Origin of the sequence: Pseudomonas sp. HLG18 (genome assembly GCF_051903985.1) — a bacterium.
Lineage (GTDB): Bacteria > Pseudomonadota > Gammaproteobacteria > Pseudomonadales > Pseudomonadaceae > Aquipseudomonas > Aquipseudomonas fluorescens_BT.
In genome coordinates this window covers 1,030,630-1,052,057 of sequence record NZ_CP195831.1, presented here as the reverse complement: position 1 = coordinate 1,052,057, position 21,428 = coordinate 1,030,630, and the positions used below count along the sequence as shown (strand labels likewise).

18 protein-coding genes and 4 tRNA genes are annotated in these 21,428 nt (G+C 57.1%); 6 read left to right on the top strand and 16 right to left on the bottom strand.

Translation table 11 applies throughout. The features are described from left to right. Window positions 1-278 precede the first annotated feature (278 nt). The 5 genes from ACSPX5_RS04815 (at window position 279) to ACSPX5_RS04795 (ending at window position 3,691) form a co-directional block, all read left to right on the top strand. Window positions 279-548: a hypothetical protein gene (locus ACSPX5_RS04815; RefSeq protein ID WP_439821051.1), complete on the top strand. Its 270-nt coding sequence runs from the start codon at window positions 279-281 to the stop codon at window positions 546-548. 8 nt (window positions 549-556) lie between these two features. Further along, window positions 557-964, top strand: coding sequence for a hypothetical protein (locus ACSPX5_RS04810; protein WP_439821050.1), 408 nt, complete (start codon window positions 557-559; stop codon window positions 962-964). A 2-nt stretch (window positions 965-966) separates the two neighbouring features. After that, window positions 967-1,257 carry a hypothetical protein gene (locus tag ACSPX5_RS04805; RefSeq protein ID WP_439821049.1) on the top strand — a complete coding sequence of 97 codons (291 nt, stop codon included), beginning with the start codon at window positions 967-969 and terminating at the stop codon, window positions 1,255-1,257. After that, window positions 1,244-2,707, top strand: coding sequence for a DEAD/DEAH box helicase (locus ACSPX5_RS04800; protein WP_439821048.1), 1,464 nt, complete (start codon window positions 1,244-1,246; stop codon window positions 2,705-2,707). Before ACSPX5_RS04805 ends, ACSPX5_RS04800 begins: the two co-directional genes overlap by 14 nt. A gap of 633 nt (window positions 2,708-3,340) precedes the next feature. Next, window positions 3,341-3,691: a hypothetical protein gene (locus ACSPX5_RS04795; protein WP_439821047.1), complete on the top strand. Its 351-nt coding sequence runs from the start codon at window positions 3,341-3,343 to the stop codon at window positions 3,689-3,691. Window positions 3,692-5,373: 1,682 nt separating this feature from the next. Here the strand turns inward: ACSPX5_RS04795 and ACSPX5_RS04790 are convergent. After that, window positions 5,374-5,450: transfer RNA gene (locus ACSPX5_RS04790), tRNA-Val, on the bottom strand. Between the two features lie 184 nt (window positions 5,451-5,634). On the opposite strand from ACSPX5_RS04790, the gene ACSPX5_RS04785 reads away from it, so the two are divergent. Continuing rightward, complete coding sequence (locus tag ACSPX5_RS04785; RefSeq protein ID WP_207864987.1) at window positions 5,635-6,918, top strand: NAD(P)/FAD-dependent oxidoreductase; 1,284 nt, start codon at window positions 5,635-5,637, stop codon at window positions 6,916-6,918. Window positions 6,919-6,970: 52 nt separating this feature from the next. Here the strand turns inward: ACSPX5_RS04785 and ACSPX5_RS04780 are convergent, their stop codons facing one another. The 15 genes from ACSPX5_RS04780 to ACSPX5_RS04710 all read right to left on the bottom strand — a co-directional run bounded on the left by ACSPX5_RS04780 (window position 6,971) and on the right by ACSPX5_RS04710 (window position 21,397). Next, the gene (locus tag ACSPX5_RS04780; protein ID WP_439821046.1) at window positions 6,971-7,942 is read right to left on the bottom strand and encodes an XdhC family protein; all 972 of its coding nucleotides are present in this window, start codon (window positions 7,940-7,942) and stop codon (window positions 6,971-6,973) included. Between the two features lie 2 nt (window positions 7,943-7,944). Continuing rightward, window positions 7,945-9,180: a c-type cytochrome gene (locus ACSPX5_RS04775; RefSeq protein WP_439821045.1), complete on the bottom strand. Its 1,236-nt coding sequence runs from the start codon at window positions 9,178-9,180 to the stop codon at window positions 7,945-7,947. A gap of 2 nt (window positions 9,181-9,182) precedes the next feature. Next, entirely contained in the window at window positions 9,183-9,722 is a 540-nt protein-coding gene (locus tag ACSPX5_RS04770) for a (2Fe-2S)-binding protein (protein ID WP_039771584.1), read from the bottom strand. After that, the gene (locus tag ACSPX5_RS04765) at window positions 9,715-12,546 is read right to left on the bottom strand and encodes a xanthine dehydrogenase family protein molybdopterin-binding subunit (RefSeq protein WP_439821044.1); all 2,832 of its coding nucleotides are present in this window, start codon (window positions 12,544-12,546) and stop codon (window positions 9,715-9,717) included. The genes ACSPX5_RS04770 and ACSPX5_RS04765 overlap by 8 nt, the downstream gene beginning before the upstream one ends. Before the next feature lie 423 nt (window positions 12,547-12,969). Then, window positions 12,970-13,046, bottom strand: a tRNA-Asp gene (locus tag ACSPX5_RS04760). Window positions 13,047-13,139: 93 nt separating this feature from the next. Next, a tRNA-Asp gene (locus ACSPX5_RS04755) sits at window positions 13,140-13,216 on the bottom strand. 55 nt (window positions 13,217-13,271) lie between these two features. Beyond that, a tRNA-Val gene (locus ACSPX5_RS04750) sits at window positions 13,272-13,347 on the bottom strand. A gap of 90 nt (window positions 13,348-13,437) precedes the next feature. Continuing rightward, on the bottom strand, window positions 13,438-14,214 hold the full coding sequence (locus ACSPX5_RS04745; protein ID WP_169429661.1) for an SDR family oxidoreductase: 777 nt from the start codon (window positions 14,212-14,214) through the stop codon (window positions 13,438-13,440). After that, the gene (locus ACSPX5_RS04740; RefSeq protein WP_439821043.1) at window positions 14,211-15,422 is read right to left on the bottom strand and encodes an O-succinylhomoserine sulfhydrylase; all 1,212 of its coding nucleotides are present in this window, start codon (window positions 15,420-15,422) and stop codon (window positions 14,211-14,213) included. The genes ACSPX5_RS04745 and ACSPX5_RS04740 overlap by 4 nt, the downstream gene beginning before the upstream one ends. Window positions 15,423-15,502: 80 nt before the next feature. Next, entirely contained in the window at window positions 15,503-17,008 is a 1,506-nt protein-coding gene (purF, locus tag ACSPX5_RS04735; protein WP_007956466.1) for an amidophosphoribosyltransferase, read from the bottom strand. A gap of 41 nt (window positions 17,009-17,049) precedes the next feature. Next, complete coding sequence (locus tag ACSPX5_RS04730) at window positions 17,050-17,610, bottom strand: CvpA family protein (protein ID WP_007956464.1); 561 nt, start codon at window positions 17,608-17,610, stop codon at window positions 17,050-17,052. A gap of 98 nt (window positions 17,611-17,708) precedes the next feature. Then, window positions 17,709-18,383, bottom strand: coding sequence for an SPOR domain-containing protein (locus ACSPX5_RS04725; RefSeq protein ID WP_439821042.1), 675 nt, complete (start codon window positions 18,381-18,383; stop codon window positions 17,709-17,711). Beyond that, the gene (gene folC / locus ACSPX5_RS04720; protein ID WP_439821041.1) at window positions 18,367-19,674 is read right to left on the bottom strand and encodes a bifunctional tetrahydrofolate synthase/dihydrofolate synthase; all 1,308 of its coding nucleotides are present in this window, start codon (window positions 19,672-19,674) and stop codon (window positions 18,367-18,369) included. Before folC ends, ACSPX5_RS04725 begins: the two co-directional genes overlap by 17 nt. Beyond that, window positions 19,671-20,591: an acetyl-CoA carboxylase, carboxyltransferase subunit beta gene (accD, locus tag ACSPX5_RS04715; RefSeq protein ID WP_007956457.1), complete on the bottom strand. Its 921-nt coding sequence runs from the start codon at window positions 20,589-20,591 to the stop codon at window positions 19,671-19,673. Before accD ends, folC begins: the two co-directional genes overlap by 4 nt. A gap of 191 nt (window positions 20,592-20,782) precedes the next feature. After that, window positions 20,783-21,397 (bottom strand): phosphoribosylanthranilate isomerase, encoded by a 615-nt coding sequence (locus ACSPX5_RS04710; protein ID WP_169429655.1) that lies wholly within the window; start codon window positions 21,395-21,397, stop codon window positions 20,783-20,785. Window positions 21,398-21,428 lie beyond the last annotated feature (31 nt).

The following is a 21,428-nucleotide window of genomic DNA, read 5'->3' as shown; positions in this document are numbered from 1 at the left end:
ACGACAAGTAGCCAATCCCACCGACATAGCCATGTGGCCTGATAGCCCCTTCACCGGGGCTCACAGCGACAGTGACTAATGGGATGATGAAGTCTGAGGATTACTCTTAGAAAATAATTCGCAACCCTTTGTAGACCATCACCCCTAAAAATCAGTAATAGATAGTATTAGCAACGATTTCATGGGGTCTTTATTTTCCGCATCAACGGAAAACCCAGAGAGCTTACATAATCCATGCGACTGCTGCTATTAACCAACCTCAAGAAACGAGAACCCATATGACTACTACAATTGACGACATTGTGGCGCTACACCATGTGCGCCTGAGAACTCTTACACGCAAGCTTATCTACCTCATGATTCGGAATGGCCACAAAGAAGATGGATGGACAACGATTTCAGTTAGCGACTTCGGAAAGGCTACGGCACTAACTCGCAGGGCTGTGGACTACATCCTCAAAGACTTGTTAGACACTGGCATTATCGAGCGCCGCAAATCAGGCGATGCCCACACTGCACCGTACCAGTACAAAATTCTAGACATCTAAGGATCAACATGAAAACTATTACAATGAGTGAAATTAATGAGCTGGCCCGACGTACTGGCAACAGCCCTATGTCTGTACTGACAGAGCTAATCGGACAAGGCTACCAGCTAACAGAAGAACCGCCTCAACCAAAAGGCAATCCGCTCGCCTCATCTAAAGACGCCCTAGCGCAATGGAAAGCCTCTAAACAGAAAGTAGCTGATGAGCTTTATCGCAATGACCCACTCGTAAGAGAGCTTATCAATGTAGATAACACTTACAAAGGATTTGGCACCCAACCTCAGAAAAGTATTATCAAGCGGGACGAAGCTGGAAACATTATAGGCACCACCAAATCCATGCTGACTGGCGCCACACAGAAAGAACAAGCCGAACTAATGGCCGCCATTCGCGCAACCTACACTCAAGGAGAATAACAATGGGCAACACCTATCTCAACGAATCGGAATTGTACGCACAACAAGAACGGCGTTCGGCCCTAGAGGCAATTGATTGCAGCATTGAGCAGAAGAATCGACATATCTCAGGCATCCGCGACTACAAACACATTAAATATGGCATGAACTCGTTTGGATTCTATCAAGTTCTAGCCGTCAAGGGGCATAAGGCAGTACCCCAAGAACTTTCAGGACACTTCACTACTCCCTCCTACCTCATAAAAGAAGTAGACAACCTACTCCGAGAAGGAAAGCTGATTGAACCGAAGTGAACCTAAGATTATTTACGTAGCTGAAGCAACGCCGGGCACAGGCAAGACAGAACAATTCATCAGAGAACTGGATGCTGATCCTTACAAACGTTACCTTTACGCAGTTCCTACCAAGGTTCTATCCAAGGACGTTGTAAAACGTATCCAAGCCATTGGCATCAACCACGTTTGCGTAATCAATAGTGACACTCATAAGCATGTCACTGACACTGTGGAATGTGCGCTTCTAGAAGATGACCCCAAGGTTCTTATCATTACGCATAAGACCTTGCTAGACCTTGATCCTTGCTATCTACAAGACTGGGTTGTAGTCATTGATGAAGTCCCGTCGGTCACTAATAATCTTACCAGAGATATTGGCGATCATGCCTACACTAACTTCCTTGAGAAATTCATTGAGATTGATGGTGACTCGACCAAAGCGTCTATCAAGCGAGGAATGACCAAAGAAGCACGAGCGATTTATTCAGACGTGATAGATGACAAGGGAATGTCAACTATTACCACTTGCCTAGGAGCACTACTCAGGGGCAAGGCAGACGTATTCATCAAGGAATATCTGAGCAAGAAAGAAAATAAGTGGAAATGGCAAATCAGGGTTATCGATTACTTTGACCTAAGCGGAATATATGAGCACGCCTCTGAGACACACATCCTCGGAGCTAACGTCACAGGCACCCTCGCCTATCAGCACGCCATCACCAAGGGCTACTCCATTACAGTCTCTAAATTCACACCTGAATACAGAGGCTATAAGTTTGCAAGCTATATCTACCCATTGATTGGAGGCAGTAAGGTAAGCAAGACCATGTTACTTACGCTCCCTGATGGAAATGTAGCTGAAGAATGGAATGATAGTGTATTCGGGCACGATCTCTTACGGGACGCTATCGAGTTTGTCCAAGGAGAACCTATCCTTGTTCAAGTTCATGAGTGGTGCAAATACCCTTTCGACGATCACCCCAATGTAATACGCATCCCCTTTGATGCCAGGGGATTGAATGGATATTCAGACGTACACCATACCCTTTCTCTGATACATGGAAATCCTAACCCTATTGACGATCAGAATAATTCTGAGATGTTAGAGAAGATGCTAATTCCCTCATCTGCAGGCAAGCAAGCAATAAAAGACGAACGCTATAGAGAGTTAATATTCCAAGGTGCTACTCGTAGCAGCATTAGGACTTTCAACAATGACAGACCTACTATTCACTTTGTTCCTACTGAAGAATCAGGTTTGCATCTTGCGTTTGACCTTAAGGGTTGCCACCACATACTGAAGGATTTCACCAGATCAGCACCTTGCTCAAACTCACGCAGCAAGCTAGAGGACAACATCCTTAAAGCCAAAGAATTATCCGCTGAAGGCTTATCACTCAGAAAAATTGCATCAATGATGGACGTTAGCAAAAGCATTGTATCCAGATGGCTGAAGACAACTAACTGACAGATAAAACTGTCCACTTTCTCTTAGAGTATCTTTAAGGAATTGTGGACACTTCAAATAACAATATGCTTAAGAGCAAAAGCAACGTCGGCACAGCCGACAAAGAGCACGCATTAAAAAGAGAGAATCAAAAGCGAAGCACCTATTAGCAACCCGCTCTTGATCTTTCTTTATGCGTATGCCACTCCGTGGCGTGCTCTTGCTCTTGCTTCTGTCACTCAGTGACGTTAAGACAAACTACCAATGGATCATTAACATGTCAGATTCAGACACAATTAGATTACCTAGCTTCACCTCATTCGCAATAAGAAATATAGTTATCTCTAGAGGTCTAGCCAAGGAGATCATTCACAAGCGCAATGACCATCAAGCGCTATACAATATCTCCCTTAACAATCGCCTCACCCTGCAAGCCGTTAATTACATCTCACGATGTGATCTAAATGGAATTGAGGAAGCACCTGCTATCTAGACTGTGACTTACCTACTAACCCTCCTGCTTTGCATTCATTACTCGCAGTTATTAATATTACAGATAATGCAGAACTACAGCATTCTAGCCATAGCCCTAAATATCATCTGCTATTCACTCACCTTAACAATCACAATCAAACACACAAGACAGAGAGCACCATGAACCTCACAGAGAAAGACAAGACCGAATACATTGAGACTAACTCACACTGCGATTTAGCTAAACGTTTAGGCGTGACCATGCTCACCCTAGATAGTTACGCAGAGGAACAAGGCTGGAAGGAGGAACACCGAATCTATTGGCATGACAAGTCAATTGAGATATTGAAACAGGAATTAGTCAACGGAAATATTGCAGCGGTTAAGGAGATGCTTAAGGTAACTGGTAGCGTGAGACCAGTAGGACGCCCAAGAAAAACAGACGTAGAGCGCCAAGTAGCTATTGAAAAGCGTATAGCTGAAGAGATGGAGGCGGATGTGATCCGAATGAGTCTTGTAAGCAGCAAATAGAATAATTATTTATTAAAACAGAGGAGGTGTAATGGTGCCCAACGCTACTAACCAGATTAGCGATACTTTCTAGCAAGGTAGAATCTTAGCAGCGACATTATAATAAATCGGAAAATCATAGCTACAGCCACGAGAATCAAAGCACCTATGATCTTGCCCTTGAATGCCGCTATACACAACGCAGCAATCAAGACAGAAGTCATGAGCACATTACATAGCAAACCAATGGGGTGATACAACGCAGTCATTTTTATCATTGAGGTCAAGCGTGACTGATCGCTATCCATTGCAGCCATCCATTTTGATATAGCTATGACATAGAGAGCCTTACGCTCGGTTCTAGGTACTCACCTAGTGCCCCTTAGGGGTGCTCAATGCGTCACCACATTGGCCGTTCTTCACAGGGGCTAGCGCCTACAGTGCCTGATAGTTCAGCTATCAGTAACCTGCCCTCCTAACAACGCCAAAAGGGGTAAGCGCTCCACCTCTGAGGGTGGCACCTCGGCCTGTCTATCAACCATCGGCTCGGTCTTCTGAGCGTTCACATCATCACTACACCATCGAAGGTTCGCTATGACGCTACTGACGTTGAAGCGTCTCACTCTCTGAGACATACAGTTCAGCATCTGCTAGGCCCGTTTGCCGTGATGATTTTTTATCTCGGTTCGTAACGAGCGGTCAAGGCTTAGCCTTTAATTTTGCAAGCTATCGCCGCCATTCTCTTTGCACTAACCGAACTGTCACCACCATTTTGAGCGACAAACCCATTGACGCATTCCCGGTAAGGAAGGGTGATGGCGTATGACATCAGTACCGCTGAAAATAAAATCGACGCTGCTATCCATCTCATCTGAAATTAATCCTTACAGATCGCCCAATAATCCTAGCTCACGCCTGATACCAAAATGAAATCATTGACTACGCTTTGACAGCAATCATGAGATTGCCATTCAGAAAATATGGAGCAAACAAATGGCTAAGGCACCAATTGGCACTACAGGGACCACCGGTCAGAGCTGTCCAGAAAGCGGAATTTGGAAGGTCGTCGGAACCCCCAGCACCACAGCACCGATCGCAAAAGGGAACCGCTTTCCGCCTTACAGCGGCAAAGCAGTAACCTGGAAACTGACGCAATACGCCTAAGGATAGGCCGAGAGCAGAGCACCTCTGCTCTCACTCAGGGGAATTTGTAGATACTGGAAACAGGCGTTTTCGTTAGAAATCCAGAAGCAACAATGCATATATATAGGTACCCCCCTAACCCCCTGCCCCACCCCTGTTAAAGAAACCCTCACAGAATTTCTACAGCGTCGCTCATGGCGTCCGGCACTCAACACATAGCATTGGGGGGTGTAGAGCGTGGCCGACAGGCGTCTATCGCCTCACAGCAGGCACGTAGCTCAGTTGGTTAGAAAGCCTGCCCCTGTGAGGGACGAACAACGGGCAAGGGAGTGAGCTTGCGAACGTACCACCACCTAGACAAGAAAGTGCTAGAGCCATACGTATCAATAGGTTAGGGAGAGTCGTTCACAATTTTGACTGTGAACAGAGGCAGGCGAGAATCCACGTTCACATTGCCTTGTGTGAACGAAGCCTATAATTTGTGAACGTTTTCTTAGGCAAAGAAAAAGGGGAACCCTTTCGGATTCCCCCTCACACCGCCCAGCAGAGCGGATTTTGTTTGGTAGGCGCGATTGGACTCGAACCAACGACCCCCACCATGTCAAGGTGGTGCTCTAACCAACTGAGCTACGTGCCTGCTGTGAGGCGGCATTCTACGGAATTCCGGAGGGGTGTCAACACCTTTTTTTCACCTAACCCTATGAATATGCAAAATATTTAATTTCGACCCGCCGCAAGAAGATTTCCCGGTGGCTGGCGGAGGTTTTTCAACTGGGGTAGGATCGCCGCACTCGTAAAATATATTAAACAGAGGCTGCAGGATGGCGAACACCCCTTACCCAGAGTCTTATTACGCTGCGTCGGCCAATGCCGTACCACCACGTCCAGCCTTACAGGATGATGTGGAGACGGATGTCTGTGTGATCGGCGCTGGTTATACGGGACTTTCCTCGGCCCTTTTCCTGCTGGAAAACGGTTTTCGCGTAACCGTGCTGGAAGCCGCCAAGGTCGGCTTCGGCGCTTCGGGACGCAACGGCGGGCAAATCGTTAACAGCTACAGCCGTGACATCGATGTGATCGAACGCAGCGTCGGCCCGAAGCAAGCTCAGTTGCTCGGGCAGATGGCGTTCGAGGGCGGCCGGATCATTCGCGAGCGAGTCGCCAAATACGATATCCAGTGTGACTTGAAGGACGGCGGCGTATTCGCCGCCCTCACTGCCAGGCAGATGGGCCACCTGGAATCACAGAAGCGCCTGTGGGAGCGTTTCGGACACACCCAGCTCGAGCTGCTGGATCAGCGCCGTATCCGTGAAGTGGTCGCCTGCGATCAATACGTCGGCGGCATGCTCGACATGAGCGGCGGTCACATCCACCCGCTGAATCTGGCACTCGGCGAAGCCGCTGCCGTGGAGTCTCTGGGCGGCACCATCTATGAACAGTCACCGGCCGTGCGCATCGAACGTGGCGCCAACCCGGTCGTGCATACACCAAAGGGCAAGGTCAGGGCCAAATTCATTATCGTTGCCGGCAACGCCTACTTGGGCAACCTGGTACCTGAACTGGCTGCCAAATCGATGCCGTGCGGCACCCAGGTCATCACCACCGAGCCACTGGGCGATGACCTGGCGAAATCTTTGCTGCCGCAGGATTACTGCGTCGAAGACTGCAACTACCTGCTCGACTACTACCGCCTCAGCGGCGACAAACGCCTGATCTTCGGCGGCGGCGTGGTATACGGCGCGCGGGATCCGGCGAATATCGAGGCGATCATCCGCCCGAAAATGCTCAAGGCATTCCCGCAGCTCAAGGACGTGAAGATCGACTACGCCTGGACCGGCAATTTCCTGCTGACCCTGTCGCGTCTGCCTCAGGTCGGGCGCCTGGGTGACAACATCTATTATTCCCAGGGCTGCAGCGGCCACGGCGTGACCTACACGCACCTGGCCGGCAAAGTACTGGCCGAGGCGCTACGTGGACAAGCCGAGCGCTTCGATGCGTTTGCCGACCTGCCGCACTATCCATTCCCCGGCGGGCAACTGCTGCGCACACCATTTGCCGCACTCGGCGCGTGGTACTACGGATTACGCGACAAACTCGGTTTCTGACGCGCAAAAAAAAGGGCCGCTGAAAAGCGGCCCTTTTTACATTCAGCACGGATTACAACTGATCCCGCGCAATCCCGCTACGAATCCGCAGGATATCCGCGAGCACTGCCAAAGCAATTTCCGACGGTGTCTTGCTGCCAAGGTTAAGACCGATCGGCGCATGAATCCGCGCCAGCTCGCCCTCCCCCAGACCGCCAATCCGCCGCAAACGCTCGAAGCGCTTCTGTGACGTCTGCAGTGAACCCATCACGCCAATGTAGAACGCTTCGGTGCGCACGGCCTCCATCATCGCCAGATCGTCGATGCGCGGATCGTGGGTCAACGCCACCACCGCCGTATCACGGTGACAGCCACCATCGGCGATGAACACCGACGGCAATTGCCGGCGGATCTCCACGCCATTGAGCACCACGCCTTCCAGCACCTCATCACGCGGGTCGCAGAGAATCACCTCGAAGCCCAGACCAACCGCGAACTCCGCACAGGCCTGCGCCACGCTGGAATAGCCAGCCAGCAGCAAACGCTGGGCAGCCCCGATACGGATCCGCACCCGGTCGATTTCACGCTCGATCCGCGCCCCCTGCTCACGATCCGTAAACAGGCTACGCACGCCCGTGGCCAGATCGACCTCGCGAATCAACCGGCGCTGCCCCAGCAACGCCGATTCGAGTTCACGCAGATGCGCCTGCACATCGCAGTCGGCGTCAAATTTCTCTACCAGCACGTCGAGAATGCCGCCGCACGGCAGGCTGACCCGCGAACGCGGTTCATCACCTTCGCCATAACGCACGACATTGATTGCATCAAGAAATGCACCTTCGGCGACGCGCTCGAGAAAGTCTTCCTCGACACAGCCACCGGACAGCGACCCGATCCACTGCCCGCCGTCGTTCACCGCCAGCATCGAACCCGGCGCGCGAGGCGCCGAACCGTAGGTCGTCAGCACGGTGCAGAGCCAGATGCGTTGCCCCGCCGTCGACCATTCCAGCGCCCGGCGCACAACCTGCAGATCGAGATGCTGCATGATCAGTGCGCCTTGTGCTCGATGGATGGCGCATCAGCCCGAAGCTTCTGCACATCGCTGACCGCCAGCTCGGCCGACTGACCACCCCACCCCTGACGCAGGTAGTTCAGCAGATCGGTCAGTTGTTCAGCACCGAGCTTGTCGGCAAAACCGGGCATCGGCTGCATGCGTTCGAATCCGGCGAATTTCTGCTCGCCGATACCGTCTTCGATCACTCGAACCAGATTGCGTGGATCTTCCAGACGCAGCGTGGTGTTGCCGCGCATGGCCACCGCAATATGCGGCTTGCCTTCACCACCGACCGCGTGACAGCCGGCGCAGACGTTCAAGTATTCCTGACGACCGCGTTGAGCGCTGACACTGAGTTTTTCCACCGGCATTTCGGTCAGCTCTTTCGCCGCCGGAGGCTTGTCGCCGAGCAGGAAGGTTGCCATTGCTGCCAGATCCGGATCATTCAGGCCCTGAGTGCTGTTGTGGAACACCGGAAACATCTCGTTGAACATCGTGCCCTGGGCACTCATGCCGTGCTTGAGGAACGTGCTCAGGTCCTGATGATTCCAGCCGCGCGCCGCCAGATCCGTCGCCAGCAGACTCGGCGCCAGGTAACCGTTGAGGATGCCGCCGGTCAGGCGCTTGTCCAACTGCATCGCGCCAGGCAGGCCACGTGGCGTATGGCATTCGCCGCAATGGCCGAGCACTTCGACCATGTACTGGCCGCGCTTCCAGGCGTCGCTTTTGCCTTCGGCCGGCTCCAGCTTCAAGGCTTTGCCGTACATCATGTTCCAGCCCATCAGACCCGGACGCACGTTGAACGGAAAGCTCAAGCTCGTCACCGGGGCTGGACGCTCGATCGGCTCGATGGTTTTCAGATACGCGTGAATCGCATCCGAATCCTCACGCGGCATCAAGTGATACGAGGTGTACGGCATCGCCGGATACAGGTTGGCGCCGTCACGACGCTTGCCTTCGGTGAGTGCCGCGAAAAACTCGTCATCGCTGTACAGGCCGATGCCGTGCTCCTTGCTCGGCGTGATATTGGTGCCGTAGATCGTGCCGAACGGCGACACGATTGGCAGGCCGCCAGCAAACGGCGCGCCCCCGGACGCCGTGTGGCACGCCATGCAGTCGGCCGCGCGGGCGAGGTATTCGCCGCGCTTGACCTGATCATCCGCATGGGCCGCGAGCACAGGCACGGCAAAACCGACCGCCAGGGTCAGGCGGATCAATAAACGCTTCATGCTTAACCCTCCTTGACCAGGCCGAGATCGGTCAGCACGTTGCGGGTGGCGTTGTAGTAACGCACGTACCCGGTGCAACGGCAGATGTGATGGCCGAGGCTGTCCTCGATGACTTGTTCCAGTTTGCTTTTGACGATCGGCTGGCGTTGCAGCTTTTCCACCAGCACGGTCGCGGCGTTGACGAAGCCCGGTGCGCAGTAGCTGCACTGGAAGGCGAATTCATCAACGAAACGCTGCTGGATCGGGTTCAGCTCGGTGACCTGGCCTTGCTCGTCACGCTTGGCATGGCCTTCGATGGTGCGGACCTTCTTGCCCTCAAAGTAATGCGCGCCGGTGATGCAGGTGCGCACTTCTTCGCTGGTGCCGTCCGGGTTGTCGACGATCACCACGCAGGCGTGGCAGATGCCCTGGCCGCAGCCCAGGCGCGAACCGGTGAGGTTCTTGTATTCGTGCAGGTAATCGATCATCGGCAGGTCATCAGGGATGTCCACCGGACCGACGGATTGACCGTTGAGGGTCAGTTGAAGCGGACGGTTAGCCATTGAGGGCCTCCTTGATGCGCGCAGCAGTGATTGGAAGATCGCGGACACGTTTGCCGATGGCGTGGGCCACGGCGTTACCGATGGCGCCGACCACCGGGATCATCACCACTTCGGCGATGCCTTTGGACGGGTCGCTTGGCGACAGCGGCGGCAGGATTTCCGACGTCTGCTTCCACACCGCCACATGGCGCGCCATCGGCAGGCGATAACGGTTGAAGTTCCAGTCACCCTCCCCCGGGCCGCCCTCGTACAGCGGCATCTCTTCCATCAAGGCGTGACCGATGCCCATGGCGATCCCGCCTTCGAGCTGGCCACGAACCAGTTCCTCGACCAGCACCCGGCCGCATTCCAGCCACGAGTGATGGTTGAGCACTTCGACTTCTGCCGACCCTTTGTTGACCTTCAACTCGACCAGCGTTGCGACCGGGCTGTAATAGGTCACGGCGGCGTTGTTCAACTGAACCACCGGATAGGCGATGTTCTGCCGATCCAGCAAATGGAAACCGGCGCTGGTCATCTGGGCCTTTTTCGCTTTTGGCGCACCATCACCGTATTTCACTGCCAGACCGTCGAGCGGTAGACGCTCGCGCACGCCGTCGATGCTGTATTCGGCTTCGGCCCAGCTCCAGCGGTTGAAACCGTGAACCGTGGCGCCGGTGACCAGACCGCGCTCGTGGGCACGCTTGGCCAGCTCTTCAAAGCTCAGTGGCTGCATGCCGTTGGCGGTCAGTTTGCCGTCGACCCAATGCGCGTCTTCGCGGCGCACCACGTAGGGGTTGGCCTGGCCGCCGTACGGGCCCTGACGCCAGATCTCCAGCGCCGCCGGCCACAGACCGTGATTGAACAGCACGCGCGCCGCTTCACGGGTGGCGTGGCTGAAGTAGTAGGCGGAGTTGGTCGCGGACGAGGCCGACGCCAGTTTGCCGACCCAGCGCGGGTTACGCAGGAAGTTGTCCTGCTCGGCCTGGCTCATGATGTAAGGGTTGCCGGCGGTGACCAGCTGCATTTCCTTCCATTCGGTTTCGCCGGTCTTCACATCATGCGCCGGGCTGCCGAGGAAATCGGCGACCACCAGGGCTTGCGAAGTGGACATGCCGGTGCCGATCTCGATGCCGATATGACGCAGGGAAATGCGCCCTTCAGCGGTGAATTCGATGCTGGCCATCGGTGCTTCGGAACCGGTGCCAAAATCTTTCTGGCAAATGGCGAAACCCACGCCATACCAGTTGTCCGGATCCGCCGCTTCACGCTGTTTCTTGATAGCGTCGCGGTTTTTCCAGACTTCGTGCAGCGAAGCCTTGTCGAGAATCTCGTGCAGGCGCAACGCACCGGCCGGGATCGCGCCCTGGGTGTTTTTCATCCCCGAGCGCAGCGCGTTCTTGCGGCGCAGATCGATGGCATCGACACCGAGGCGGTCGGCGATTTCGTCGACCATCATTTCGGTGGAGGCCATGCTCTGCAGCGTGCCGTAGCCGCGCATCGAACCCGCTTCAACGGCGCGAGAGTGGTAAGCGGTAACCTGCAAGTCGTTCTGCGGCATGTAGTAGATCGACTGCGCCGCAGTAGCGCCAACGGCCGCTACCGACGGGCTGTAGTTGATCCGACCGCCACCGTCGACGCTCATCTCGGCGCGGAAAATCTTGAAGCTGTGATCGGTCTTGTCTACTGCCAACTGATAGCGAATGTCGAACGGGTGGCGCTTGATACCGCTCTGGAACTGCTCGTAACGGTCGTTGGCCAGTCGAATCGGCACACCTGCGCCGTACAACGCCGCCAGGGCCGCGTAGTAGACGAAAATGTTGTGGTCCTTGGAGCCGTAGCCGACGGTGTAACCCGGATGCATGTTCAGGTTGGCCAGGCCGAAACGCGACGGCGAGATCATCTTCGCGGTCTCGGTTGCCGCTTCCAGCGGGCACTGGGTGGCGACGACGAAATGCAGGGTCTTGGTGGCCGGGTCGTACCAGCCGTTGCCGTTGTCCGGCTCCATCGCGGCCGGTTCGATCGACGGGGTCTTGTAACGCTCGTCGAACACCAGCCAGTTGTCCGGCGGGGTGTCGATCTCTTTCTTCATGCGGTCAGCGTAGAACAGGCCGCGCTCGGTCAGGTTGCCATGCAGGTTCGGCTGGGAATTCCACACCGGGCGACGGTTTTTGAGCATCGGGAACAGGATCGAATCCTTGAGGCTGGCGAACTCGTCTTCGTCCGCCGAGGTCGGGCCACCGACGCGCACGTAGCGGAAGCTGCCATAGGGATCGCCTTCGTAGAACGGCACTTTTGCACCGTAACGAATCGCTTTGTCATTGAATTTGAGCTTGTTCTTGGCCTGACGGAAACGCTCGAAGTCGTTCCAGATCAGGATCGCGACCGGGTGGCCGATGAACATCGGCACTTTGCCTTCCGGCAGCAGCGGATCCGGCGCGTGCTCTTCAGGGAACACGATGCCGTCCTTGTCCAGGTCGGCAGCGGTGACGATGCGGTCAGGCTGCAGATCGGCGCCGAGCCACGACAGATCATAGCCTTCGTAAATGCGGTCGGCCTTGATGGTTTTCAGCAGCATGGCGTGACCTTGCTGCTGGGGCCAGCCCGGCATGTCCTTGGAGCGGATGTCGCGGGCAAACACCTTGCTGCCGCAGACCTTGGACAAGGCATCGTTACGCTGGCGCGCCTTGCCGTTGTTGCCGAGCCACTGCTCGGACGGCACGGTCACGCTGTTTTCCATCAAGGCAGCCAGCGCCTGACTGCTGAGCGGCGTGAGCGTAACGCTCACACCCGCCACCAGCCCGCCCTGAAGGAACGAGCGCCGGGATATTTCACGGTTGGACATGGATCATCCTCTGGACGGTTATGGATCCGCCCTTCTGGTTATCTACTGGGAATCTCGAGTCTTGCAGAAGCCCTTTTTTGGCTAAACAAAGGGCGTGATGACAGTGCAAAGCTGACCGAAAGGTTAACTTTAAAGGTTTCTGTGCTCGCAGCAAACAACCAGTTACAAAAATTTGACCAAAGAATCAAAAATCAATGCGACATCGCATCGCAGCGACCCATGGACGCAGGGGAGATTGCCGGGCGGTATAAAACGAGCCAAGGCTTACGCTCGTTGCTGGACAACAAAGGAGGAATGTGGGAGAGGTCAAATTTCAGACACAAAAAACCCCGGTCTTTCGACCAGGGTCTTTGCTATCGATGCCGAATCAACCAGAGGTTGCTTTCGGTGTTTCAAGGCGTTCAGTGGTCCTTGAAACAGATATGGCGCAGCGGACGGGACTCGAACCCGCGACCCCCGGCGTGACAGGCCGGTATTCTAACCGACTGAACTACCGCTGCGTATCGCTTTGAGCTGACGCTCAAGTAACTCGTTTGACTGAAAGCTTCGGTGCTTTTCAATGACGAACCAGACTGTGTCTGACTCGTTGAATATGGCGCAGCGGACGGGACTCGAACCCGCGACCCCCGGCGTGACAGGCCGGTATTCTAACCGACTGAACTACCGCTGCGCGTCGGTGCAGGCACTTTCAGCCTACGCTCTTGTTTACACAAGTATCTCGGGAGTGGTGGGTGATGACGGGATCGAACCGCCGACATTCTGCTTGTAAGGCAGACGCTCTCCCAGCTGAGCTAATCACCCGTTTGCATCTCCGAGGCCGCGAAATTTACGCAGGTAGCGAACCTAAGTCAATAGCAGGATTGAAGTTTTTCTCAAAAAGACAAAAACATGTCATTCCGAGTAAATCATCTTCTTGGTCATACCGCCGTCGACCACGAATTCCTGCCCCGTCACAAACCCTGCATTTTTCGACAGCAGCCAGGCCACCATCGCCGCCACATCCTCGACCGTCCCTACCCGGCCCGCCGGATGCTGAGCATGGTCGATATCGGTCAGCGGCTCCGCACGCCGCGCAGAGGGATCCCGCGCGTCGATCCAGCCCGGACTGACCGCGTTGACCCGAATCTCGGGCCCGAGGCTGATTGCCAGCGCATGAGTCAACGCCAGCAAGCCGCCCTTGCTCGCCGCATAGGCTTCGGTATCGGGTTCCGATTGCGCCGCACGGGTCGAGGCCAGATTGACGATCGCCCCGTTGTGCGCCCGCAGATACGGCGCGCAGTGCTTGGCCAGCAACATCGGCCCACTGAGATTCACCGCCAGCACCCGATTCCAGTAGGCCAGATCAAGGCTTTCCAGGGTGATGTTGTGCGGATCGGCCACCGCCGCGTTGCACACCAACGCATCCAGACGACCGAACTGCCCCAGCACTTCGGCAACGCCAAGCGCCACCTGACTTTCATCCGCCACATCCATGGCGATAAACCAGGCGTTTTCGCCGAGCACCTTCGCCACCTTGGAGCCCCGCGCCCGATCCAGGTCCGTCAGCACCACTTGCCAGCCTTCGCTGATCAGCCACGCCGCGATCCCCAGACCGATACCGCGAGCGGCACCCGTGACCAGCGCAACGCGGCCATGAGTGCCCGTCTTGGGAGTGGACAATTCGATCACAACGCCGCCAGACCGCGCGCCAGGTCGGCTTGCAGGTCAGCGACGTCTTCCAGACCGACCGCGATGCGGATCAGGCTGTCACGAATCCCCGCCGCTTCACGCTCCTGTGGCGCCAGACGCCCGTGGGAAGTAGTGCTCGGGTGAGTGATGGTGGTTTTGCTGTCACCCAGGTTGGCGGTGATCGAGATCAAACGGGTCGCATCGATAAAGCGCCAGGCGCCCTCTTTGCCGCCCTTGACCTCGAAGCTGACGACCGCACCAAAACCCTTCTGCTGACGCTGGGCCAGTTCGTGCTGCGGATGACTCTTGAGACCGGCGTAATGCACTTTCTCGATGCCGTCCTGCTGTTCCAGCCACTCGGCCAGTTGCTGGGCGTTGGCACAGTGCGCCTTCATCCGCAGGTTCAGGGTTTCCAGGCCTTTGAGGAAGATCCAGGCGTTGAACGGGCTCAGGGTTGGACCGGCGGTACGCAGGAAGCCTACGATTTCCTTCATCTGCTCGCGGCGACCGGCCACCACGCCACCCATGCAACGGCCCTGGCCATCGATGAACTTGGTGGCCGAGTGCACAACAATGTCTGCACCAAGCTTCAGCGGTTGCTGCAAGGCAGGCGTGCAGAAGCAGTTATCGACCACCAGCATCGCACCCTTGGCGTGCGCGATTTCCGACAGCGCGGTGATATCCACCAGCTCAGCCAGCGGATTGGACGGCGACTCGACAAACAGCAATTTGGTGTTGGATTTGATCGCTGCGTCCCATGCCGACAGATCGGCCAGCGGCACGTAATCGACTTCCACGCCAAAACGCTTGAAATACTTCTCGAACAGGCTGATGGTCGAACCGAACACACTGCGCGACACCAGCACATGATCGCCAGCACTGCACAGGCTCATCACCACCGCCATGATCGCGGCCATGCCAGTCGCCGTGGCAACTGCTTGCTCGGCGCCTTCCAGCGCAGCAATGCGCTCTTCGAACGAGCGAACGGTCGGGTTGGTATAACGCGAGTAAACGTTGCCTGGCACTTCCCCGGCAAACCGTGCTGCGGCGTCGGCGGCGGTACGGAACACGTAGCTGGAAGTGAAGAACATCGGATCACCGTGCTCGCCTTCCGGCGTACGGTGCTGACCGGCACGTACGGCCAGGGTATCGAACGCTACGCCTTCGAGGTCGCTGTCCAGCCGACCGGCATCCCATTCCTGACTCATGCTGTCACTCCTTGCCCTGTTCTCGATAAATAAAAGTCTTTTGCCAGATACAAAACCGGCCCCTAAGGGCCGGTTGAAACTCAGTTGTTGTACAGATCGATGATCGCACTGACTGCCTGCGTCTTGACCTTCGAGGCATCGTTGCGTGCCTGTTCGATCTTGTTCAGGTAAGCCTCGTCGACGTCGCCGGTGACGTATTTGCCGTCGAACACCGCGCAGTCGAAGTTTTCGATCTTGATCTTGCCGCCACCGACCGCTTCGATCAAGTCAGGCAGGTCCTGATAGATCAGCCAGTCTGCACCGATCAGATCGGCGACATCCTGGGTCGAACGGTTGTGGGCGATCAGTTCGTGAGCGCTCGGCATGTCGATGCCGTACACGTTCGGGAAGCGCACAGCCGGAGCCGCCGAGCAGAAGTAGACGTTTTTCGCGCCGGCTTCGCGGGCCATCTGGATGATCTGCTTGCAGGTGGTGCCGCGAACGATCGAGTCGTCCACCAGCATCACGTTCTTGCCGCGGAATTCCAGCTCGATGGCGTTGAGCTTCTGGCGTACCGATTTCTTGCGCGCGGCCTGGCCGGGCATGATGAAGGTACGGCCGATGTAACGGTTCTTGACGAAGCCTTCGCGGAATTTCACGCCCAGGTGGTTCGCCAGTTCCAGCGCGGCAGTGCGGCTGGTGTCCGGGATCGGGATGACCACGTCGATGTCGTGCTCAGGACGCTCGCGCAGGATCTTCTCGGCCAGTTTCTCACCCATGCGCAGACGAGCCTTGTAGACCGACACGCCGTCGATGATCGAATCCGGACGCGCCAGGTAGACGTGTTCGAAGATGCACGGGGTCAGGGACGGATTGGTCGCGCACTGACGGGTGTGCAGCTTGCCGTCTTCAGTGATGTAGACCGCTTCGCCTGGCGCCAGGTCGCGGATCAGGGTGAAGCCGAGCACGTCCAGCGAAACGCTTTCGGACGCGATCATGTACTCGACGCCTTCGTCGGTGTGACGCTGGCCGAACACGATCGGGCGGATGCCATGCGGGTCACGGAAACCGACGATGCCGTAACCGGTCACCATCGCCACGACGGCGTAGCCACCGACGCAACGGTTGTGCACGTCGGTCACGGCGGCAAACACGTCTTCTTCGGTCGGTTGCAGCTTGCCGCGCTGGGCCAGCTCATGGGCGAACACGTTGAGCAACACTTCCGAGTCGGAGCTGGTGTTGACGTGACGCAGATCGGATTCGTAGATCTCTTTGGCCAACTGTTCAACGTTGGTCAGGTTGCCGTTGTGCGCCAGGGTAATGCCGTAAGGCGAGTTGACGTAGAACGGCTGCGCCTCGGCCGATGTCGAGCTGCCAGCAGTCGGGTAACGGACGTGGCCGATACCCATGTGGCCGACCAGGCGCTGCATGTGACGCTGTTGAAACACGTCACGCACCAGGCCATTGTCCTTGCGCAAGAACAACCGGCCATCATGGCTGGTCACGATACCGGCAGCGTCCTGGCCGCGGTGCTGGAGCACGGTTAGCGCGTCATACAGCGCCTGATTGACGTTCGACTTACCGACGATACCGACGATGCCACACATGCGACGCAACCCCTACTTAATGGATCTGAACTGAACAACACTCACTGAGGCGTTTTGGCCGACGGCAAGAGTTGCTCCTTGAACGGAATATCAGCGGGTACGCTGATTCCGCTGGCAAGCCACTGACTGCTCCACCCGAGAATCAGGTTTTTGGACCAGTCTGCGACCAATAGAAACTTTGGCACGAGCTGTGATTCTTTCCACCACCCGTCCTGCTGTACCGGCCCCAGGCTCAACAGCCCGACCGCCACGACCACCAGCAACACGCCACGCGCAGCGCCGAAGGCCATGCCGAGGAATCGATCGGTCCCGGACAACCCGGTGACGCGAACCAACTCGCCGATAAGATAATTGATCATTGCGCCCACGATCAGTGTGGCGACAAACATGATGGCACAGCCCGTGATCACACGAGCCGATGGAGTTTGAATGTATCCGGCGAGGTACTCGGACAGTGAGCCACCGAACATCCAGGCAACAGCTCCTGCGATGATCCAGGTCACGAGCGACAACGCTTCTTTGACGAAGCCGCGGCTCAAACTGATCAATGCGGAGATGGCGATGATTGCAACGATCGCCCAGTCAACCCAGGTAAATGGCACAGTGCAGCCTACAGACGGATAAGGCGGCGCATTTTAGCAGAGCGCATGGCTGTCGGTAAGCTGCGATTGTCAGTGCATTTCAATCGGGGCGATAGATTTCAGCCACGCTCGGGCTGGAAGCGCACCACAAACCCCTTGAGGTTTTGCTGGCGGCTCAACAGATCACGCAAACGATCGGCTTCGGCGCGCTCGATCAGCGGACCGACGAACACCCGATTCTTGCCATCGGCCGAACGGATGTAGGCGTTGTAGCCCTGACTGCGCAACGTTTTCTGCAGGCTTTCGGCGCTGGCGCGGCTCGACAGACTGGCCAGTTGCACCGACCAGCTCACCGAAAGGCCGTTGGCGTCGACGCGACTTTGAGTGGTATCCGGTTTGGCAGATAGTGCAGCGATTGGCTGCGTCGGCGCTGCGGCAGGTTTGGCCACGGGAGCCGGCGCAGGTGCAGGTGCAACTGCGACTGGCTTGGCTACCGGTGCTGGAGCCGGAGTCGGCGCAGCAGGCGCAATCGGCGCCGCTGGCGCAGTCTGCTGGGCAACTTCGTCATCGCTCGGCACAGGCTCTTGCGGCAGAACCTGAGGCTCAGGCACGGCCACTGTCTCCATCTGGATCTGCGCCACAGCGGGCGCCTGCGGTGCAGCCGGCGCTTCGACGATCACCTGACGCTGTTCATCCTGACGGGAAAACAGCATCGGCAGGAAAATCACCGCCAGCGCTACCAACACCAGGGCACCGACCATGCGCTGCTTGTACGCTTTATCCAGCAAAGCCATTTGCCGCTTCCTCCGTGGAGCGCCGAGACAGCCATTCAAGGGCCTCGGCGACACAATAAAATGATCCGAACAGCAAGATCTCGTCGTCGCTGGTGGCCACTGCGCACTGCCTTTCCAGAGCGGCCGCCACGCTGTCATAAGACGTGACCGACGCGCCAAGGTTCTGCAATGCAACATTCAATTCAGCCACCGGACGCGCACGCGGCGAATCCAGTGGCGCCACCGCCCAATGCTGGACGCTGGCATTCAATTCACCGATGACGCCGTCCAGATCCTTGTCCGCCAACAGGCCGAACACGGCCAGGCGCTTGCCGACCGGCGGGTGAGCGGCCAGTCGCCGCGCCAGATACTCCGCTGCATGCGGGTTATGGCCAACATCCAGCAGCAGATTCAGACGCTTGCCGTTCCATTCGAACGAACGACGATCCAGGCGACCGACGACGCGAGTTGCCTGCAAGGCCGCAACAATCTGCCCGGCATCCCATGGCAAACCGAGCAGCAGATAAGCCTGCAACGCCAACGCAGCGTTTTCCATCGGCAGGTCGAGCAAAGGCAAATCACGCAGCTCTACGACCTGACCCTCAGCATCGGTACCACGCCACTGCCAGAACTGATCCGTGATACCCAGATCGAAATCGCGCCCGCGCAGAAAAAACGGGCAAGCAAGCTCGCGCGCCTTGTCCAGCAGGGGTTGCGGAGGATTCAGATCACCGCACAGCGCAGGTTTGCCCTGGCGGAAAATCCCGGCCTTCTCGAAGGCCACGGATTCGCGGGTATTGCCCAGATAATCGGCATGATCGACACCAATACTGGTGACCAGTGCGATGTCGGCATCGACCACGTTGACCGTGTCCAGACGCCCGCCCAGCCCGACTTCCAGCACCACCGCATCGAGTCCGGCCTGCTGAAACAGCCAGAACGCCGCCAGGGTGCCCATTTCGAAGTAGGTCAGAGACGTCTCGCCACGCCCGGCCTCGACCGCCGCAAAGGCTTCGCACAGCTGCGCATCAGTGGCTTCGACGCCATTGAGCTGCACCCGCTCGTTATAACGCAGCAGGTGCGGAGAATTGTAGACACCAACGCTCAGGCCCTGCGCCCGCAGCAGCGAAGCCACGAAAGCGCAGGTCGAACCCTTGCCGTTGGTGCCGGTGACCGTAATCACCCGAGGCGCCGGCTGGCCCAGCCCCATGCGGGACGCTACCTGTTGCGAACGCTCCAGCCCCATGTCGATGGCCGAGGGATGCAACTGCTCAAGGTAGGCGAGCCACTCGCCAAGGGTGCGCTCGGTCATACGTTGGCAGGCACCGGCGGAACGACGATCGGCTCGATCGGCGCAGCAACGAAGGTTGGCGTCGGCTTGCCGGTCAGTTGAGCCAGCAGGTTACCCAGACGCGGACGCAGCTCGCGACGGTCGATGATCAGGTCGATTGCGCCGTGCTCCAGCAGGAATTCGCTGCGCTGGAAGCCTTCCGGCAGTTTTTCACGCACGGTCTGTTCAATCACCCGCGGACCGGCGAAGCCGATCAGAGCCTTAGGCTCGCCGACGATCACGTCGCCCAGCATCGCCAGACTGGCGGAAACGCCACCATAGACCGGGTCGGTCAGAACGGAGATGAACGGAATGCCTTCTTCACGCAGGCGCGCCAGCACGGCCGAAGTCTTGGCCATCTGCATCAGCGAGATCAGGGCTTCCTGCATGCGCGCGCCACCGGAAGCGGAGAAGCAGACCATCGGGCAACGGTTTTCCAGCGCGTAGTTGGCGGCGCGCACGAAGCGCTCACCGACGATGGCGCCCATGGAGCCGCCCATGAAGCTGAATTCGAACGCCGAAACCACGACAGGCATACCCAACAGGGTGCCGCTCATGGAAACCAGTGCGTCTTTCTCGCCGGTCTGCTTCTGGGCAGCGACCAGACGGTCCTTGTACTTCTTGCCGTCGCGGAATTTCAGACGGTCAACCGGCTCCAGATCGGCGCCCAGTTCGGCACGGCCTTCGGCGTCAAGGAAGATGTCGATACGCGCACGTGCGCCGATGCGCATGTGGTGGTTGCATTTAGGGCAAACGTCCAGGGTCTTTTCCAGCTCCGGACGATACAGCACGGCCTCGCAGGACGGGCATTTGTGCCACAGGCCTTCAGGCACCGAGCTCTTCTTGACCTCCGAACGCATGATCGAAGGGATCAGCTTGTCTACCAACCAGTTGCTCATGCTTTCTTTCTCCAGTACCGGCGGCCCGAACGCTCTGGTTCGCGGCCCCGCGTATGCCCTTCAGCTAAATTCATGTGTGGCGATGATCGATGGATTGCCGGGTCAGCGGAACTGACCTGCGTACAACCCGAAAAGACCCTCAGCCTCTTTTCTACAGAGCTGTGGACGGCGGCAGTCTGCCAGCCGTCACATCAACGTACGGCGTTGATGAACGCCCGAATCTTTGCGTGATCCTTGATGCCCTTGCTCGCCTCTACCCCGCCGCTGACGTCCACGGCATATGGCCGCACCCGGGCGATGGCCTCAGCGACGTTCTCCGGCGTCAGGCCGCCAGCCAGAATCAACGGCTTGCTCAAGCCTTGCGGAATCAATGACCAGTCAAACGCCTCGCCGGTTCCGCCAGGCACGCCTTCGACATAAGTGTCGAGCAGCACGCCACTGGCGCTCGGGTAGGCATCGCAGGCAGCAGCAATGTCATCGCCCGCCTTGACCCGCAAGGCCTTGATATACGGCCGGTGCCAGCCTTCACACTCGGCGGCGGTCTCGTCGCCGTGGAACTGCAGCAGATCCAGCGGCACGGCATCGAGGATTTCCCCGAGCTCGCAGCGACTGGCGTTGACGAACAGCCCGACCGTGGTCACGAACGGCGGCAATGCGGCGATGATCGCCCGCGCCTGCTGCACGGTCACCGCCCGGGGACTTTTAGCGTAGAACACAAAACCGATGGCATCGGCCCCTGCCTCGACGGCTGCCAACGCATCTTCCATGCGGGTAATCCCGCAAATCTTGCTGCGAACGGCCGACATGTCGATAAGAACCTCAAGGCAAATCCGGGGA

What these genes read in the sequence shown, in the direction of transcription:
- ACSPX5_RS04815 (WP_439821051.1), top strand. Translation starts at nt 279, where the DNA reads ATGACTACTACAATTGACGACATTGTGGCGCTACACCATGTGCGCCTG.
- ACSPX5_RS04725 (WP_439821042.1), bottom strand. Translation starts at nt 18,383, where the DNA reads ATGGCTTTGCTGGATAAAGCGTACAAGCAGCGCATGGTCGGTGCCCTG.
- accD (WP_007956457.1), bottom strand. Translation starts at nt 20,591, where the DNA reads ATGAGCAACTGGTTGGTAGACAAGCTGATCCCTTCGATCATGCGTTCG.
- ACSPX5_RS04795 (WP_439821047.1), top strand. Translation starts at nt 3,341, where the DNA reads ATGAACCTCACAGAGAAAGACAAGACCGAATACATTGAGACTAACTCA.
- purF (WP_007956466.1), bottom strand. Translation starts at nt 17,008, where the DNA reads ATGTGTGGCATCGTCGGTATCGTCGGTAAGTCGAACGTCAATCAGGCG.
- ACSPX5_RS04780 (WP_439821046.1), bottom strand. Translation starts at nt 7,942, where the DNA reads ATGCAGCATCTCGATCTGCAGGTTGTGCGCCGGGCGCTGGAATGGTCG.
- ACSPX5_RS04810 (WP_439821050.1), top strand. Translation starts at nt 557, where the DNA reads ATGAAAACTATTACAATGAGTGAAATTAATGAGCTGGCCCGACGTACT.
- ACSPX5_RS04740 (WP_439821043.1), bottom strand. Translation starts at nt 15,422, where the DNA reads ATGAGTCAGGAATGGGATGCCGGTCGGCTGGACAGCGACCTCGAAGGC.
- folC (WP_439821041.1), bottom strand. Translation starts at nt 19,674, where the DNA reads ATGACCGAGCGCACCCTTGGCGAGTGGCTCGCCTACCTTGAGCAGTTG.
- ACSPX5_RS04805 (WP_439821049.1), top strand. Translation starts at nt 967, where the DNA reads ATGGGCAACACCTATCTCAACGAATCGGAATTGTACGCACAACAAGAA.
- ACSPX5_RS04770 (WP_039771584.1), bottom strand. Translation starts at nt 9,722, where the DNA reads ATGGCTAACCGTCCGCTTCAACTGACCCTCAACGGTCAATCCGTCGGT.
- ACSPX5_RS04775 (WP_439821045.1), bottom strand. Translation starts at nt 9,180, where the DNA reads ATGAAGCGTTTATTGATCCGCCTGACCCTGGCGGTCGGTTTTGCCGTG.
- ACSPX5_RS04785 (WP_207864987.1), top strand. Translation starts at nt 5,635, where the DNA reads ATGGCGAACACCCCTTACCCAGAGTCTTATTACGCTGCGTCGGCCAAT.
- ACSPX5_RS04765 (WP_439821044.1), bottom strand. Translation starts at nt 12,546, where the DNA reads ATGTCCAACCGTGAAATATCCCGGCGCTCGTTCCTTCAGGGCGGGCTG.
- ACSPX5_RS04710 (WP_169429655.1), bottom strand. Translation starts at nt 21,397, where the DNA reads ATGTCGGCCGTTCGCAGCAAGATTTGCGGGATTACCCGCATGGAAGAT.